Source organism: Streptomyces shaanxiensis, from assembly GCF_039537145.1.
Classification (GTDB): Bacteria; Actinomycetota; Actinomycetes; order Streptomycetales; family Streptomycetaceae; genus Streptomyces; species Streptomyces shaanxiensis.
Genome location: NZ_BAAAZY010000007.1, coordinates 527,069 through 543,501, shown reverse-complemented (window position 1 = coordinate 543,501; position 16,433 = coordinate 527,069). Strand labels below are relative to the sequence as shown.

The 16,433-nt window shown below is 70.6% G+C and carries 10 protein-coding genes; all 10 read left to right on the top strand.

Features of this window, described 5'->3' with window-relative positions:
* The first annotated feature begins 155 nt into the window (after positions 1-155).
* Positions 156-4,262 carry an Rne/Rng family ribonuclease gene (locus tag ABD932_RS11580; RefSeq protein ID WP_345011410.1) on the top strand — a complete coding sequence of 1,369 codons (4,107 nt, stop codon included), beginning with the start codon at positions 156-158 and terminating at the stop codon, positions 4,260-4,262.
* 284 nt (positions 4,263-4,546) lie between these two features.
* Positions 4,547-4,867, top strand: coding sequence for a 50S ribosomal protein L21 (rplU, locus tag ABD932_RS11575; RefSeq protein WP_004931419.1), 321 nt, complete (start codon positions 4,547-4,549; stop codon positions 4,865-4,867).
* A 14-nt stretch (positions 4,868-4,881) separates the two neighbouring features.
* Positions 4,882-5,136: a 50S ribosomal protein L27 gene (gene rpmA, locus ABD932_RS11570; RefSeq protein WP_029387501.1), complete on the top strand. Its 255-nt coding sequence runs from the start codon at positions 4,882-4,884 to the stop codon at positions 5,134-5,136.
* A gap of 127 nt (positions 5,137-5,263) precedes the next feature.
* On the top strand, positions 5,264-6,709 hold the full coding sequence (gene obgE / locus ABD932_RS11565; protein WP_345011405.1) for a GTPase ObgE: 1,446 nt from the start codon (positions 5,264-5,266) through the stop codon (positions 6,707-6,709).
* Between the two features lie 259 nt (positions 6,710-6,968).
* Complete coding sequence (locus ABD932_RS11560) at positions 6,969-8,399, top strand: VCBS repeat-containing protein (RefSeq protein WP_345011403.1); 1,431 nt, start codon at positions 6,969-6,971, stop codon at positions 8,397-8,399.
* Between the two features lie 50 nt (positions 8,400-8,449).
* A complete protein-coding gene (locus ABD932_RS11555; protein ID WP_345011401.1) occupies positions 8,450-9,976 on the top strand; it encodes an FG-GAP-like repeat-containing protein in 1,527 nt (508 codons plus the stop codon).
* 92 nt (positions 9,977-10,068) lie between these two features.
* The gene (locus ABD932_RS11550; protein WP_345011399.1) at positions 10,069-11,556 is read left to right on the top strand and encodes a VCBS repeat-containing protein; all 1,488 of its coding nucleotides are present in this window, start codon (positions 10,069-10,071) and stop codon (positions 11,554-11,556) included.
* 167 nt (positions 11,557-11,723) lie between these two features.
* Positions 11,724-13,283 (top strand): alkaline phosphatase D family protein, encoded by a 1,560-nt coding sequence (locus ABD932_RS11545; RefSeq protein WP_345011397.1) that lies wholly within the window; start codon positions 11,724-11,726, stop codon positions 13,281-13,283.
* Positions 13,284-13,395: 112 nt separating this feature from the next.
* Positions 13,396-14,604 carry a hypothetical protein gene (locus ABD932_RS11540; RefSeq protein WP_345011395.1) on the top strand — a complete coding sequence of 403 codons (1,209 nt, stop codon included), beginning with the start codon at positions 13,396-13,398 and terminating at the stop codon, positions 14,602-14,604.
* Between the two features lie 183 nt (positions 14,605-14,787).
* On the top strand, positions 14,788-16,287 hold the full coding sequence (locus tag ABD932_RS11535) for an SDR family NAD(P)-dependent oxidoreductase (protein WP_345011393.1): 1,500 nt from the start codon (positions 14,788-14,790) through the stop codon (positions 16,285-16,287).
* The last annotated feature ends 146 nt before the right edge of the window (positions 16,288-16,433 follow it).

Below are 16,433 nucleotides of genomic sequence, written 5' to 3'. Positions count from 1 at the left end.
AGGCGTACGGAACCGGCGAGACAGGACACAGAAAGCTCCCGTGCGGCGCCCGCGCCCCGGACGGCGGTAGTCGCGCATCGCGCGAGCCGCGGACGTCACCGGCATATCGCCGGACCAGGCGCGGCGCCCGGGAGCCTGACGGGAGAAACGCCCGCATGCTCGAACCGACCGAACCCACCGAGGGTTCCGAACTGAACACTCCCAGCGACACCTTGCCGCCGCGTCGTCGGCGCCGTGCCGCGTCCCGCCCGGCGGGCCCGCCTGCGGCCGGCGCCGAGACGCAGGCCGCAGAGGTGGTCGAGCCGGCCATACCGGTCGCCGATGCCGCCGATGTCGCGGCGGTGACCGAAGAGGCCGAGACGGCCGAGGAGAACGTCGAGGCCCTTGAGGCCGAGGTGACTCCCGAGGCCGCAGAAGCCGAAGAGGCTGTAGAGGCCGAGGAGACGGCGGAGGCCGCGCCTGCCGGTCGTACGCGTCGGCGTGCCGTGCGTCGCGCGTCCGCGCCCGCCGGAGCCCCTGCGGCTGCCGAGGCGGCCGAGACCGTGGTCCCGGCTGCTGCCGCTCCCGCGCCGGTCGCCGAAGCGGCGAGCACGGCCGTCACCGAAGAGGTCGCGCCCCCTCGTACGCGTCGGCGTGCGGTGCGTCGGGCGTCGGCGCCTGCTGGTGCTCCGGGTTCGGCGGAGGCCGCTGAGACCGTGGTCTCCGGTGCCGCTGCCGAGGAGGCCGCGAGCCCCGAGGTCGCCGAGGTGCCCGCCGCCGCTGCAGAGGACGCCGCACCCGCCGAGGAGGCCGCGCCGCGTCGTACGCGTCGGCGTGCGGTGCGTCGTTCGTCCGCGCCCGCCGAGGCCGCTGCTCCCGCCGAGGCCGGTGAGAGCGTCGAGGCGCCCGTGAGTGCCGAGGTCGCCGCTGAGGCCGAGGTGCCGAAGGAGGCCGCCGAGTCGGGCGAGGCCGCCGAAGCCGCCGAAGCCGCTCCGCGTCGTACGCGTCGGCGTGCCACGCGGCGTGTGACCGCGCCCGCCGCATCCGACGAGGCCGCTGTCGCCGAGGCTCCCGCCGCCGCCGAGACTCCGGCGGCCGCGGAGACTCCCGCGACCCCCGAGACCGAGGTCGCTGCCGCGACCGGTGCCGATGTGCTCGCCGAGGCACCCGCCGCCGAGGCCGGCGAGGAGGCCGCCCCGCGCCGTCGCCGTCGGGTCGTCAGCCGCGCCGCCACCGGGTTCGCCGCGCCGGCTCAGTCCCGCGCCGCCGAGTCGGCCGAGGCTCCGCGCCCGGCGCGTCCCTCCGTGGCCGTGTTCCAGGCGCCCGTGTTCACCGAGCCCCAGTTCCAGACGCCCCAGCGGGCCGCGGCCGAGGCTGCCGCGGAGGCCGAGGTCGAGGACGTCGAGGAGTTCCCGGAGGAGCAGGCGGGCGCGTCGCGGCGTCGTCGCCGGCGCCGGGGCGGCGCGTTCGGCGAGGAGCCCGAGGCTCAGGGCGTCGAGGCCGCCGCCGAGGACGAGACCGAGGAAGCCGAAGAGGCCGCCGAGGACGTCGCCGACGGCGAGGAGGCCGAGGAGAGCGAGGAGACCGGGTCGCGTCGGCGTCGTCGCCGCGGTGGTCGTCGCCGTCGTCGTGGTGAGTCCGCCGATGCCGAGGCCGGCGAGGCCGGTGACGCCGAGGGTGAGGAACTCGCCGCCGCGCAGGCCGCGCAGGACGCCGAGGACACCGCCGAGCAGGAGGAAGAGGACGCCGAGGACGCCCGCGAAGAGGGCGGTGGCTCCAGCTCCAGCACCCGTCGCCGCCGGCGCCGTCGTCGTCGCGCCGGTGACAGCGGCGTCGACACCGAGCCCGGCGAGGGCGACCCCGAGCGCACCGTTGTCAAGGTCCGCGAGCCCCGTCCCGCGCGGGAAAAGGGTGCCGAGCCGTCCGACGAGGTGCAGTCCATCAAGGGCTCCACGCGTCTGGAGGCCAAGAAGCAGCGCCGCCGGGAAGGCCGTGAGCAGGGCCGCCGTCGCGTCCCGATCATCACCGAGGCCGAGTTCCTGGCCCGCCGCGAGGCCGTCGAGCGCGTGATGGTCGTCCGCCAGCACGGCGACCGTACGCAGATCGGCGTCCTCGAGGACAACGTGCTCGTCGAGCACTACGTCAACAAGGAGCAGTCGACCTCGTACGTCGGCAACGTCTACCTGGGCAAGGTCCAGAACGTGCTGCCGTCGATGGAGGCCGCCTTCATCGACATCGGCAAGGGCCGCAACGCCGTGCTGTACGCCGGTGAGGTCAACTTCGAGGCGCTGGGCATGGCCAACGGGCCGCGGCGCATCGAGTCCGCCCTGAAGTCCGGCCAGTCCGTGCTCGTCCAGGTCACCAAGGACCCGATCGGGCACAAGGGCGCGCGTCTGACCAGCCAGGTCTCCCTGCCGGGCCGTTACCTCGTGTATGTCCCCGAGGGCTCGATGACCGGCATCAGCCGCAAGCTGCCCGACACCGAGCGGGCGCGGCTGAAGACCATCCTCAAGAAGATCGTCCCCGAGGACGCGGGCGTCATCGTCCGTACGGCCGCGGAGGGCGCCTCCGAGGACGAGCTGCGCCGCGATGTCGAGCGACTGCAGTCGCAGTGGGAGGACATCCAGAAGAAGGCCAAGAACGGCAACGCGCCGACGCTGCTGTACGGCGAGCCGGACATGACCGTCCGGGTCGTCCGCGACATCTTCAACGAGGACTTCACCAAGGTCGTCGTGAGCGGTGACGACGCGTGGGAGACCATCCACGGATACGTCTCGCACGTCGCACCCGACCTGGCCGACCGGCTGTCGAAGTGGACCTCCGAGGTCGACGTCTTCGCCACGTACCGGATCGACGAGCAGCTCGCCAAGGCACTGGACCGCAAGGTCTGGCTGCCCAGCGGCGGTTCGCTGGTGATCGACCGGACCGAGGCGATGGTCGTCGTCGACGTCAACACCGGCAAGTTCACAGGTCAGGGCGGCAACCTCGAGGAGACGGTCACCAGGAACAACCTGGAGGCGGCCGAGGAGATCGTCCGCCAGCTGCGGCTGCGCGACCTCGGCGGCATCATCGTCATCGACTTCATCGACATGGTGCTGGAGTCCAACCGGGACCTGGTGCTGCGGCGCCTGCTGGAGTGCCTGGGCCGGGACCGTACGAAGCACCAGGTCGCCGAGGTGACCTCGCTGGGGCTCGTGCAGATGACCCGTAAGCGGGTCGGCCAGGGGCTGCTGGAGTCGTTCTCCGAGACCTGCGTCCACTGCAACGGGCGCGGCGTCATCGTGCACATGGAGCAGCCGACGGCCGTCGGTGGCGGCGGCAAGCGCAAGAAGCGCGCGCGTGCCGGTGCCGGTCCCGAGCAGGTGCACGAGGCGTCCGTCGCCACCGAGCCGGTCGAGACGGCCGAGGAGGAGGCGGAGACCGAGGCCGAGGTCGTCGCGGAGGTCGCCGAGCCGGCCGCGCTGCCCGAGCCGGCCTTCGCGCCGGACGAGGAGCTGTACAGCAGCGTCGCCGAGGCGGAGGCCGCCGTGCGCGGCGGTCGTTCGCGGCGCCGTGGCGGCCGGCGGGTGTCGGCTCCGGCCGGTGCGCCGAAGAAGGCCGAGACGGTTCCCACGGCTCAGGACGTGACCGTTGCCGAGGAGGTCGAGCGCCCGGTGCGGCCGGAGTCGGCCGCGGAGGCGAAGGCCGAGCCGGTGGCGGCGGAGGACGCGGTGGTCGAGGCTTCGGTCACCGAGGCCGAGGCTCCGGTCGCCGAGGAGGCCGCGCCCAAGGGACGTACGAGGCGTCGCGCGACCCGTAAGGTGTCCGCGCCCGCCGGGTCGCCCGCGGGGGCCGAGGCCGCCGTGGTGACGGTCGGCGAGGCCGCTGCGCCGGCGACCGAGCAGGTGACCGAGGCCCCGGCCGAGTCGGCTGCGGCCGAGGAGGTCGCCGAGAGCGCGGCTCCGGCCCGTCCGCGGCGCCGTGCCGTGCGCAAGGCCACCGCGCCGACCGCGTCCGACGAGGCGGCCGTCGTGGTCGTCCCGGCGGGGGAGGCCCAGGCGGAGCCCGCGGTGGCGGAGGCCACGGCTGCCGAGGAGGGCGTCGAGGAGGCCGCTCCGGCCAAGAAGACGGCCCGTAAGACGGCCAAGAAGGCCACGGCGAAGAAGGCCGCCACCAAGAAGACCGCGGCCAAGAAGACGGCCGCGAAGAAGGTGACGGCCAAGAAGGCGGCGAAGACCGCCAAGACGGCCGCGGCCAAGTCGGCGGCGAAGAAGACCACGGTCTCGGCGGCCACCGACGAGTGACGCTCATCGACGAGTGACGCTCACCGACGAGTGACGCTCATCCGAGAGTGATGTGTGGTGCGGCCGGTCCTTTGTGACCGGCCGCACTTCGTTGGGGCCCGGCCCGGTTTGACCCCCTCGGCCACGGCCCCGTAACCTTGACCGTCGGCGTGTCCGTGGATATAGGCGCGCCACATCCCCGTAAACCTCTTCCTCCGGAGCACAGGGTGTTCCGGAGAGGCTGCTCGCCTGCCGGGTGGCTGGACTTCGGGGGTGCCGTTCCCGAGCGAGAGAGTGAGATCCGCGTGTACGCCATCGTGCGCAGCGGTGGTCGCCAGCACAAGGTTGCTGTCGGCGACATCGTTGAGGTTGACAAGATTTCCACTGCCAAGGTTGGCGACACGGTCGAGCTCTCGACCCTGCTCGTTGTCGACGGCGACGCTGTGACCAGCGACCCGTGGGTGCTGGCCGGCATCAAGGTCCAGGCCGAGGTCGTGGACCACCACAAGGGCCAGAAGATCGACATTCTGCGCTACAAGAACAAGACCGGCTACCGCCGTCGTCAGGGCCACCGCCAGCAGTACACGGCGATCAAGGTCACTGAGATCCCCGCGGCTGCGAAGTAAGGGACTGAGGAGAGATGGCACACAAGAAGGGCGCATCGTCCACCCGTAACGGTCGTGACTCCAACGCTCAGCGCCTCGGCGTGAAGCGCTTCGGTGGTCAGGTCGTCAACGCGGGCGAGATCCTGGTCCGCCAGCGTGGCACGCACTTCCACCCGGGTTCGGGCGTCGGCCGTGGCGGCGACGACACGCTGTTCGCCCTGCAGGCCGGTTCGGTGCAGTTCGGCACCCACCGTGGCCGCAAGGTCGTGAACATCGTTCCGGTTGCCTGAGTCCTCTGACTCAAGGCTTCGACCGAACGTTTCGCGAGGCGGACCTCACTTCCCTTCCGGGAAGGCGGGTCCGCCTTTCGCGTGTTAGTACAAAGACACATCCGTACGTTTCTGGAGGCACTGAACCATGACCACCTTCGTGGACCGCGTCGAGCTGCACGTCGCCGCGGGTAGCGGAGGTCACGGCTGTGCCTCCGTCCACCGTGAGAAGTTCAAGCCGCTCGGTGGACCCGACGGCGGTAACGGCGGGCGCGGCGGGGACGTGATCCTCACCGTCGACCAGTCGATCACCACGCTGCTCGACTACCACCACTCCCCGCACCGCAAGGCCACCAACGGCAAACCCGGCGAGGGCGGCAACCGGTCCGGCAAGGACGGGCAGGACCTGGTCCTTCCCGTGCCGGACGGCACCGTCGTCCTCGACAAGGCCGGCAACGTACTCGCCGACCTGGTCGGGCACGGCACGTCGTACGTCGCCGCGCAGGGCGGCCGGGGCGGGCTCGGAAACGCGGCGCTGGCGTCGGCGCGGCGGAAGGCGCCGGGGTTCGCGCTGCTGGGTGAGCCGGGTGATCTCCAGGATGTCGTCCTGGAGCTGAAGACCGTCGCCGACGTGGCACTGGTCGGGTACCCGAGCGCCGGCAAGTCCTCGCTGATCTCCGTGCTGAGCGCCGCCAAGCCGAAGATCGCGGACTACCCCTTCACGACTCTCGTGCCGAACCTCGGTGTGGTGACCGCCGGTTCGACCGTCTACACCATCGCCGACGTCCCGGGGCTCATCCCGGGCGCCAGCCAGGGCAAGGGCCTGGGGCTGGAGTTCCTGCGGCACGTCGAGCGGTGCAGTGTGCTCGTGCACGTCCTGGACACCGCGACGCTGGAGTCCGACCGGGACCCCGTCTCCGACCTCGACATCATCGAGGCGGAGCTGCGGGAGTACGGCGGGCTGGACAACCGGCCCCGGATCGTGGTCCTGAACAAGATCGACGTGCCGGACGGCAAGGACCTCGCCGAGATGGTGCGGCCGGACCTGGAGGCCCGTGGATACCGGGTCTTCGAGGTGTCGGCCGTCGCGCACATGGGGCTGAAGGAGCTGTCGTTCGCGCTGGCCGAGCTGGTGGGCAGGGCGCGGGCCGCGAAGCCGAAGGAAGAGGCGACGCGGATCGTGATCCGGCCGAAGGCCGTCGACGACGCGGGCTTCACCGTGACCCGCGAGGAGATCGGCGGCGAGCTGCTGTTCCGGGTGCGCGGTGAGAAGCCCGAGCGCTGGGTGCGGCAGACCGACTTCAACAACGACGAGGCCGTGGGGTATCTCGCGGACCGGCTCAACCGGCTTGGTGTGGAAGAGGAGTTGATGAAGGCGGGGGCCCGCTCCGGTGACGGCGTCGCCATCGGGCCCGAGGAGAACGCCGTCGTCTTCGACTGGGAGCCGACGGTGGTGGCCGGGGCGGAGATGCTGGGGCGGCGTGGCGAGGACCACCGCTTCGAGGCACCGCGACCGGCCGCGCAGCGCAGGCGTGACCGGCAGGCCGAACGGGATGAGGCGGCGCAGGAGTTCGACGACTTCGAGCCGTTCTGATTCCGGGCGCCCGGCGCTGTCGTGGCCGTTGTCCGGGGGCTGCCGCTCCCGGACCCCTGCTTCGGCTCTGAACGTGCCCTTGCCCTTACCTGCCGGCCGGGCTGAATACGGCCGGTTTGGTTAACGTCGGGAAAATTCGCGGCGCATTCCAGGGCAACCCCTTCGCCTCGCGGTGAGTCGTACTGGGCGGCGTGGATGAGGATCTTGAACTTTGAGGTCCTCTCCACCGTCAACTGCCCATCTGATTCCCGGAGTCGACGTGGTCGAGGCTGTTCCACGCAGGACGCTGCGTACCGTTGCCATAGCTGTCGCCCTGGTGGCCGCGTGCGCCGGAGTGCTGCCGGCCGGGCCCGCCCGTGCGGCGACCGGCACCGTGCCGCAGGACTTCAACGGCGACGGGTACGGCGATCTGGCCGTGGCCGCTCCCAACGCCACCGTGAACGGCAAGGCCAAGGCGGGCTACGTCGCCGTGCTGTACGGGTCCGCGAACGGGCTGCGCGGCACGGCCAAGAAGGTGTACACGCAGGCATCCGCCGGCATTCCGGGCACCGTCGAGGCCGGTGACCGCTTCGGCTCGGACCTGGTCACCGCCGATCTGGACGGCGACGGGTACAGCGACCTGCAGGTGTCGGCCGACGACGAGCAGTGGGAACAGGGCGGTATCGCCAGGGAGGGCAGCCGGACCGTGCTGTGGGGCGGCCCGGGCGGCTTCACCTCGGGGAAGGTGCGGCCCGCCGTCGGCGACGGCCGGTACCAGAGCGGCGAAGGGACCGTCACCGGCGACTTCAACGGTGACGGGCATCAGGACCTGCTCGACAACGGCCGTGTGGAGTACGGGCCCTTCGGCCGTGACGGTGCGCCCGCCGGCACGACCGGCGTGCAGCTCGTCGACGGCGACATCCAGCTGGTCAAGGTGGTGGCCGGTGACGTGGACGGCGACGGCATCACCGACGTGGTCACCCTCGCTCAGTCGTTCGACGATGACGACGAGGGCAACCGGGGCGAGCATCTGAACTTCCTGCGCGGCAGCCGCGACGGCCTGCGGCCGCTCGTCGTCCTCAAGGACGCGCAGGGCGAGAAGATCGAACCTGGCTGGTCCCTGGCCATCGGCGACGTCAACGGCGACCACCGCGGGGACATCGTCATGGGCTACGGACGGCTCAGGTTCATCTACGGCACGGCGAACGGCCCGGCCAACTCCGTCGCCCCCCACGGCATCACCCAGGACACCCCCGGCGTGCCCGGTGCCGACGAGGCCGGGGACGTGTTCGGCCACGACCTCGCGGTCGGCGACGTCAACGGCGACGGCTACGGCGACGTCCTGGCCGGCGACCCGTTCGAGGACCTGGGCACGGTGCAGCAGGCTGGCGCCTTCGTCGTCGTGCCCGGCGGCCCGAACGGGCCGACCGGGGCCGGCTCCAGGCTTCTCGGCCAGAACAGCGCGGACGTTCCCGGCACCGTCGAGAAGGACGACCGCTTCGGCGAGAACGTTCACCTCGTCGACGGCAACGGCGACGGGCGGGCCGAACCCGTCGTGGCCGCGGTCGGGGAGGACTCGTACGCCGGTGGCGTGTGGGTGTTCCGGTCCGGCTCGGCCGGTGTCACCGCCAAGGACTCCTTCGCCTTCGGCGCCCGCACGCTCGGGACGCTCGCGAGCGGCGCCTGGCTCGGTGACCGGTTCCCACGCTGATCAGCTGCCCCCCACGTCAACTCGCGCGCCCTCCTCACGTCAGGAATCACATGGCTTCGCCCTCTCACCGCCGCACCCTCCTCACCCGGCGCAGACGTCTCGCCCTCGCCACCGGCATCGCCGTCGTCGCCGGAGCGCTGGCGGTGCCCGCGGTCAACGCCGCCACCACCGAGGCCACGACCGCCGCCACGCCGAGCACCAAGCGGCTGCACGACGACTTCAACGGAGACGGCTATCCCGACCTGGCGATCGGCGCGCCGCAGGCCAAGCGGGGCGAGCAGGTCAAGGCGGGCGCGGTGAGCGTGCTGTACGGCTCGGCCGGCGGATTGTCGACCTCCCGCAAGCAGGTGCTGACCTGGCCGTCGCGGGAGAACGCCGAGCCGCCGCAGCAGCTGTACGGCACCGCACTGCAGAGCGCCGACCTGGACGGGGACGGGTACGCGGATCTGCTCTCGTCCGTCTCGGAGTACGTGATGGACATCGACTCCGGGTACGCGGTCGTCGTCAACTGGGGCGGACCCCAGGGGCTTTCGACCACGCCGACGAGGCTGCTGTGGGCGCCGGACAACGAGTGGCACGGCGGGTTCACCGTGGCCGACGTGGACGGCGACAAGCGACAGGATCTGGTGACGGTCGCCACCGACCGGTGGGCGGACGGGGCCCACCGCGGGGCCGGCACGGTGTGGCACGGCCCGTTCACCCGTACCGGAGAGTCCGCGAAGAAGTCCTCCTTCGGCATCGATCCCGATCAGTACTCCTTCTACGACGCCCCGGCCGCCGGCGACGTCAACGGTGACGGCTTCGCCGACCTCGCGGTGCCCAACACGTTCCAGGACGAGTCCGACTCGCGAGCGGTCACCCTCCTTCTGGGCGGCCCCGACGGGTTCACCCGCAAGGGCAATCTCAAGGACGCCCAGGGCCGCCGCATCGGTGGTGAGGACGTCGAGATCGGTGACCTGAACAAGGACGGGTACGGCGACATCGTCGTCGGTCACTTCATCGACACCTACGACAGCGACGTCGAACTCCCCAGCAAGGGGGGCGCGTTGATCGTCGTCTACGGCGGCCCCGACGGCACGTCCACCACCCGCAAGCCGGTGTGGATCAATCAGGACACCCCCGGTGTGCCGGGCGTCGGTGAGTACCGCGACGGCATGGGCTGGGGGCTGTCGATCGGCGACACCAACGGTGACGGCTACCTCGACGTGGCGACCGGGCTGCCCGGCGAGGACTTCGACGGCATCACCGACGCCGGCACCGTGCTCGTGCTGCGGGGCAGCGCGAACGGCCTGACCACCACCGGCTACAAGTCGTTCAGCCAGAACACCGCCGGGGTGCCGGGCACCGCCGAGAAGCTGGACCGGTTCGGTGAGCAGACCGCCCTCGTCGACGCCAACGGCGACAAGAAGGACGGCCTGATCGTCGGCGACCCGGCCGAGAACGCCGACTTCGGCTCGGTCTGGGTCTTCTCGGCCGGCTCCGGCGGCATCACCGCCAGCGGCTCCTTCTCGTTCGGCCCGGCCACCATGGGCCTGCCCGCGACCGGGGCCAGGTTCGGCGCCTCGCTGGCGGACTGACGGCACGACAGCCTCGTACGACGCATACATCCCCGTATTCCGACGACTCTCCGTACGACCATCCCCCCACGAAATCGACAGGAGACAGCACCATGAACAGGCGCAAAGGAACCTGGCGCACGGGACTCGCCGTCGTCTTGGCGGTGACGGGAGCGGCCGTTCTGCCCTCCGCCCACGCGGCCGGGGACGTCCCGTCGGCCACGGCGAAGACTCAGGACGACTTCAACGGCGACGGCTACTCCGACCTCGCCGTGGCCGCGCCCGAGGCGACCGTCGACGGCAAGACGCGGGCCGGATACGTCGCCGTGCTGTACGGGTCGGCCAGCGGGCTCAAGACCACCTCCAAGCAGGTCATCAGCCAGAACACCGCCGGTGTCACCGACTCCGCCGAGACCGGCGACCTGTTCGGCAGCGCGGTGAGCAGCGCCGACCTCGACCGGGACGGGTACACCGACCTGATCGTCGGCGTCACCGGCGAGGACTCCGTCGAAGGGGGTGCCGAGACCGGCCTCGTGCAGGTCGTCTGGGGCGGGGCGAACGGACTGTCGGGCGGGGCGCCGCTGGCGTACGGACACAACACGTACGACGGGCTCAGTGCCCGGGGCGAGCTCACCGTCGGCGATGTGAACGGGGACGGGGCGCCGGACCTCGTGGTCGTCGAGAGCATGGTCAAGCTGCGGGTCGTCAAGGGCCCCTTCGGGCGGGACGGCGCCGCGAGCGGCGGGGAGCAGATCGTCCTCGACGACTCCGACCCCCGGTTCCTGGACCTGGCCGCCGGTGACGTGAACGGCGACGGCATCGACGACGTCGTCGGCACGATGAACGACGGCGACGAGTACGACGCCCGCCGCATCACCTACTGGCAGGGCACGCCGGAGGGGCTCGCCGCCGACGGGGTCGTGCTCCGGGACAGCAGGGACTGGCGGGTGCAGGGCGGCGAGTCCCTCGACCTCGGTGACGTGAACGGGGACGGGTACGCGGACATCGTCGTCGGGCGTCCCGTGGACGGCTACGACAGCGACCTCGACACCCCGATCCCCAAGGGCGGCCGGGTCGCCTTCGTCCCGGGCTCCGCGAACGGGCCCATAGGCACCAAGGCGATGTACGTCAACCAGGACAGCGCCGGAGTCCCGGGCGCCGCCGAGCGGGGGGACGGCTTCGGCTCCGACGTCTCGGTCGCCGACGTCAACGGCGACGGGTACGCCGACGTCTCGACCGGCGTTCTGGGCGAGGACTTCGACGGGCTGAGCAACGCCGGCGGGGCCATCGTGCTGCGCGGCGGCGCGAACGGCCTGACCGGCGCCGGCGCGACGGGTGTCAACCAGGACACCACGGGCGTGCCGGGCGCGGCGGAGACGAACGACGCCTTCGGCGCCACCACTCACCTCGTGGACGCCGACCACGACGGCCGCGCCGAACTCGTCGTCGGTGCCACGGGGGAGAACGCGAACGCCGGGTCGGTGTGGGTGTTCCAGCCCACGTCGGCAGGGATCACGCCGACCGGTTCGTTCACCTTCGGGGCCGGGACCCTCGGCACGGTCGCGGCGAACGCGAAGCTGGGTTCCGGGTTCAACTACTGATCGATCGACAGACCCGTTGTGGCAAGGGCACGTTCCGGTGCCGCAACGGGTCTTCTGTTGTCTCCCTATTTGTCATGCACGCGAAGCTCGCAGTTCAGCAGCCAGGCCGCCCACGGGCGTGAGCATCCGAAGTGTCCAAGAGGCCAGCGAGGCAGGGGAGTTCGCCGATGACCGGTGTTTCCGGATCCGTATCGCCCGACCGACGCCGCTTTCTGACCGCCGGAGCCGCCGTGCTCGGCGCCGCGGCCTCCGCCCAGCTGTGGCTGCCGACCGCCGCCCGAGCAGCCGAAACCCCGCTGCCCGACGGAGTGTTCAGCCTCGGCGTCGCCTCCGGCGACCCGCTGCCGGACGGCATCGTGCTGTGGACCCGGCTCGCACCCGACCCGCTGAACGGCGGCGGGATGCCCGACCGCGTGGTGACCGTCGAGTGGGAGCTCGCCGAGGAGGAGCGGTTCAGAAAGCCGGTGCGGCGCGGTGTCGCCCAGGCCCGGCCCGAGCTGGGGCACAGCGTGCACGTGGACGTACGGCGGCTGCGTCCGGGCCGTACGTACTGGTACCGCTTCCGCGTCGACGGGCAGATCTCGCCCGTCGGGCGCACCCGCACCGCGCCCCACCCGCACAGCTCCGGCGGCCGGCTGCGCATGGCGCTGGCCTCCTGCCAGAACTGGCAGCACGGCTACTTCACGCCGTACGCCGACATGCTGGCCCAGGACCCCGACTTCGTCCTGTTCGTCGGCGACTACATCTACGAGTCCACGCCGTCGACGACGGCCCTGCGCAAGCACGAGGGCACGGGTGAGCCGTACACCCTGGTGCAGTACCGCAACCGGTACGCCCAGTACCGCACCGACCCGGACCTCGCCGCGATGCACGCGAACGCGCCCTGGGTGGTCACCTTCGACGACCACGAGGTCGACAACGACTTCGCCGGCGACATCCCGCAGGACCCGGACAAGCAGCCGCACGACGCGTTCGTGGCCCGGCTGACCGCGGCCTACCAGGCCTTCTACGAGCACATGCCGGTCCGGGCGAGCGCCATCCCGAACGGCCCGCACATCCAGATGTACCGCCGACTGGAGTTCGGCCGCCTCGCCCGGCTCAGCGTGCTGGACACCCGGCAGTACCGCAGCGACCAGGTCAAGAGCCAGGAGGCGGCGCAGGACCCGTCGCTCACCATGCTCGGCGCCGAGCAGAAGGAGTGGCTGATCGACGGGCTGCGTCACTCGCCGGCCCGCTGGAACATGATCGGCTCGCAGATCATGATGGCCGAGACCGACCTCAAGGTCGGCGAGGGCAAGCTCTGGTACTACGACGCCTGGGACGGCTACCAGGTCGAACGCAACGCCCTGATGCAGGAGCTCAAGCAGGTCCGCAACCCGGTCGTGTTCACCGGCGACCGCCACCTGACGATGATCAGCGACCTCAAGGAGGACTACGCCGATCCGGGCTCGGCCGTCGTGGGCGCCGAGTTCGTCGGTACGTCCATCTCCAGCAACGGCGACCAGGACCAGGCCGCCTTCCACCGGGAGTGGGACCCGCGCGTCCCGGACAACCCGCACTGGAAGCTGCTCGACGCCCACCGCGGCTATCACCTCTTCGACATCCGCCGCGACGGCATCGACGCCCAGGTGCGGATCGTGGACACGGTCCGGCAGCCGACGGCCACGCCGAGCACGCTGGCGCGGCTGCGCGTGGAGGCGGGGCGGCCGGGCGTCGAGGTCGGGTAACCCTCGTAACTCCGGCAACTCCCGTAACTCCTGGTGGGGGGACCTGGGACTCATCCGTGTCCCAGGTCACTCTCAGGGCAGTCTCAGGAAGTGCTCTTACCGTCCTCTGACCATGGAGACGGACTGTACGAGAGATGAGATCCCTGCGAACGGCGGCGTGATCACCCCGCTGCCCACCGGCACCCGCCTGCTGCACATCGGCCCGCACAAAACGGGCACCACCTCGATCCAGGGCGCGCTGTTCGAGGCCAGGGACGAGGTGGCCCGGTACGGCGTCGAGTGGCCGGCCACCACCCGGCACCCCATGGAAGCGGTCCTGGCCGCCTGCGACCGCACCGGCATGATGGGCGACACCGCGCCCACCGCGCGGCACTGGGAACGGCTGCTGGAGCGGGTGCGCGCGTCGGGGCGGCGTACATCCGTGATCAGCAGCGAGTTCTTCGCCGACGCCCCGGACGAGGCGACGATCGGGCGGATCGTCGGGCAGCTCGGCGGTGACCGCGTGCACGTCCTGGTCACGCTGCGCCCACTGGCGCGGATCATGCCCTCGCAGTGGCAGCAGTACGTGCAGAACGGTCTGCGCATGGGCTACGAGGACTGGCTGGAGCACATGCTCAGGAAGCCGCCGTACGACAAGCCCAACCCCAGCTTCTGGCACCGGCACCGGCACGACCGGCTGGTCGGGCGCTGGGCCCGGGTGGTCGGGCCGGAGCGGATCACCGTCGTCGTGGTCGACGACCGGGACCGGGAGGGTCTGATGCGCACCTTCGAGGCGCTGCTCGGACTGCCCGCCCACCTTCTGCGCCCCGCTCCGGATGCCGCGAATCGGTCACTCACCCTCGCCGAGACCGAAATGCTGCGGAATCTTAATAAGGAATTCCGCGCCAATGAACTGCCCGAGGAGCTCTATTCACAGCTCGTCCGGAACGGCGCTGTGATGCATATGAAGAACACGTGCGCTCCCGGTCCCGGCGACGTGAAGATCCGCACTCCGCAGTGGGCCGTCGAGGCCGCCGCCGAGATCGGTGCGGAGATCGCGGAGCGTATCGGCGGGGCGGGGGTGCGAGTTATCGGTGATATGCGTCTTTTGTCCGCTGTGCAGTTGTCCGCCACGCAGAAATCCGCGCCCCCGACCGCCACCGAGCCGCGTATCGCCCCCGAGGCCGCGGCGCAGGCGCTCTACGGGGTCCTCGCCGCGGCGGCCGCCGCGCCCGTGCGGCACACCGCGGCCGCCAAGTCGCGTACGGTTCACCAGACCTCGTCGAAGGAGCTCGTGCGGGTACTCGGCCACCGTTGCCTCAAGCGGCTACGGCTTCGCTGAACACCTGTGCCGTTACTCACAGCAAATACCGTGAACTTCCGGAGAGGGTCTCCACAATGACCATGCGTACAAGGTGAATGACAGGTTGCGCGCACATATGCAGCCGGGGACGCTCACCTTGCACTGCGGTAACCCCAAGTGGGACCATTTCGAAGTTCCCAGTCGCCACAAGGTAGGTCACCTGTGTCCCAGCACATAGCCAAGCCCCGTACCACCGCAGTGATCCTGGCCGGCGGTACCGGTCAGCGCGTGGGTCTGTCGATCCCCAAGCAGCTGCTGAAGATCGCCGGCAAGGCAGTCATCGAGCACACCCTGACCACCTTCGAGAACGCCGACTCGATCGATGACGTCATCGTCCTGATGGCGCCCGGTTATGTGCCGGACATCGAGAAGATCGTGGCCAAGGCCGGGTTCACGAAGGTCAAGAAGATCATCGAGGGCGGCTCCACCCGGAACGAGACGACCGAGCGCGCCATCGACGCCCTCGGCGAGGGCCTGGCCGAGGGCGAGGACCTCAACGTCCTCTTCCACGACGCCGTACGCCCCCTGCTGTCACAGCGTGTGATCGACGACTGCGTGGTGGCGCTGGAGCGCTTCCAGGCCGTCGACGTCGCCATCCCGTCCGCGGACACCATCATCGTCACGCGCACGCACGGCGAGGACGGCGAGTTCATCACCGAGATCCCGGACCGCTCCCGGCTGCGCCGCGGCCAGACGCCGCAGGCCTTCAAGCTGTCCACGATCAAGCGGGCCTACGAGGTCGCCGCGGGCGACCCGAACTTCCAGGCCACCGACGACTGCTCCGTCGTGCTCAAGTACCTGCCGGACGTGCCGATCCACGTCGTCGCGGGTGACGAGTACAACATGAAGGTCACCCAGCCCGTCGACGTCTTCATCGCCGACAAGCTCTTCCAGCTGGCCTCCACCGCCGCTCCCGAGCAGGTGAGCGAGGAGGCCTACCGCCAGCTGCTGACCGGCAAGACCATCGTTGTCTTCGGCGGCTCGTACGGCATCGGCAAGGACATCGCCGAACTCGCCGAGTCCTACGGCGCCAAGGTGTACGCGCTGGGCCGCTCCACCACCGGCACGCACGTGGAGAACCCGGAGGAGGTCGACGACGCGCTGTCCAAGGCGTACGCCGAGACCGGGCGCATCGACTACGTCGTCAACACCGCCGGTGTGCTGCGCATCGGCAAGCTCGCCGAGACCGACAACGCCACCATCGAGGAGGCGCTGAAGGTCAACTACCTGGCCCCGGTGCAGATCGCGCGCTCCTCGTACAAGTACCTGTCGGAGACCAAGGGCCAGTTGCTGCTGTACACCTCCAGCAGCTACACCCGCGGCCGCGCCGAGTACAGCCTGTACTCCTCGACCAAGGCCGCCATGGTGAATCTCACCCAGGCCCTGTCCGACGAGTGGGCCGGCGACGGCATCCGCGTCAACTGCATCAACCCGGAGCGCACCGCCACCCCGATGCGCACCAAGGCCTTCGGCCAGGAGCCCGCGGGCAGCCTGCTCTCCTCCGAGGCCGTCGCCCGCACCTCGCTCGACGTCCTGCTCTCCGAGCTGACCGGCCATGTGATCGACGTCCGCCAGCAGGACCCGACGGCGCCCGCCGGCAAGGCGTCCGGCTTCGAGCAGGCGCTCGCCAGTGTCCTGGACCGCCAGGACGGCGTGGCATAATCAGCAGTCAATAGCCTTATGGAATTCAGGCCTCTGCGATTCTTCGTTCACGAAGAATTCACAGGGGCCTGAGTCCTTCACCCCTCAGACCGGCCCCTCTCCCTGAGCAGGTTCTCCGTGATATCCACCGCTATTCGCGTCGCCCG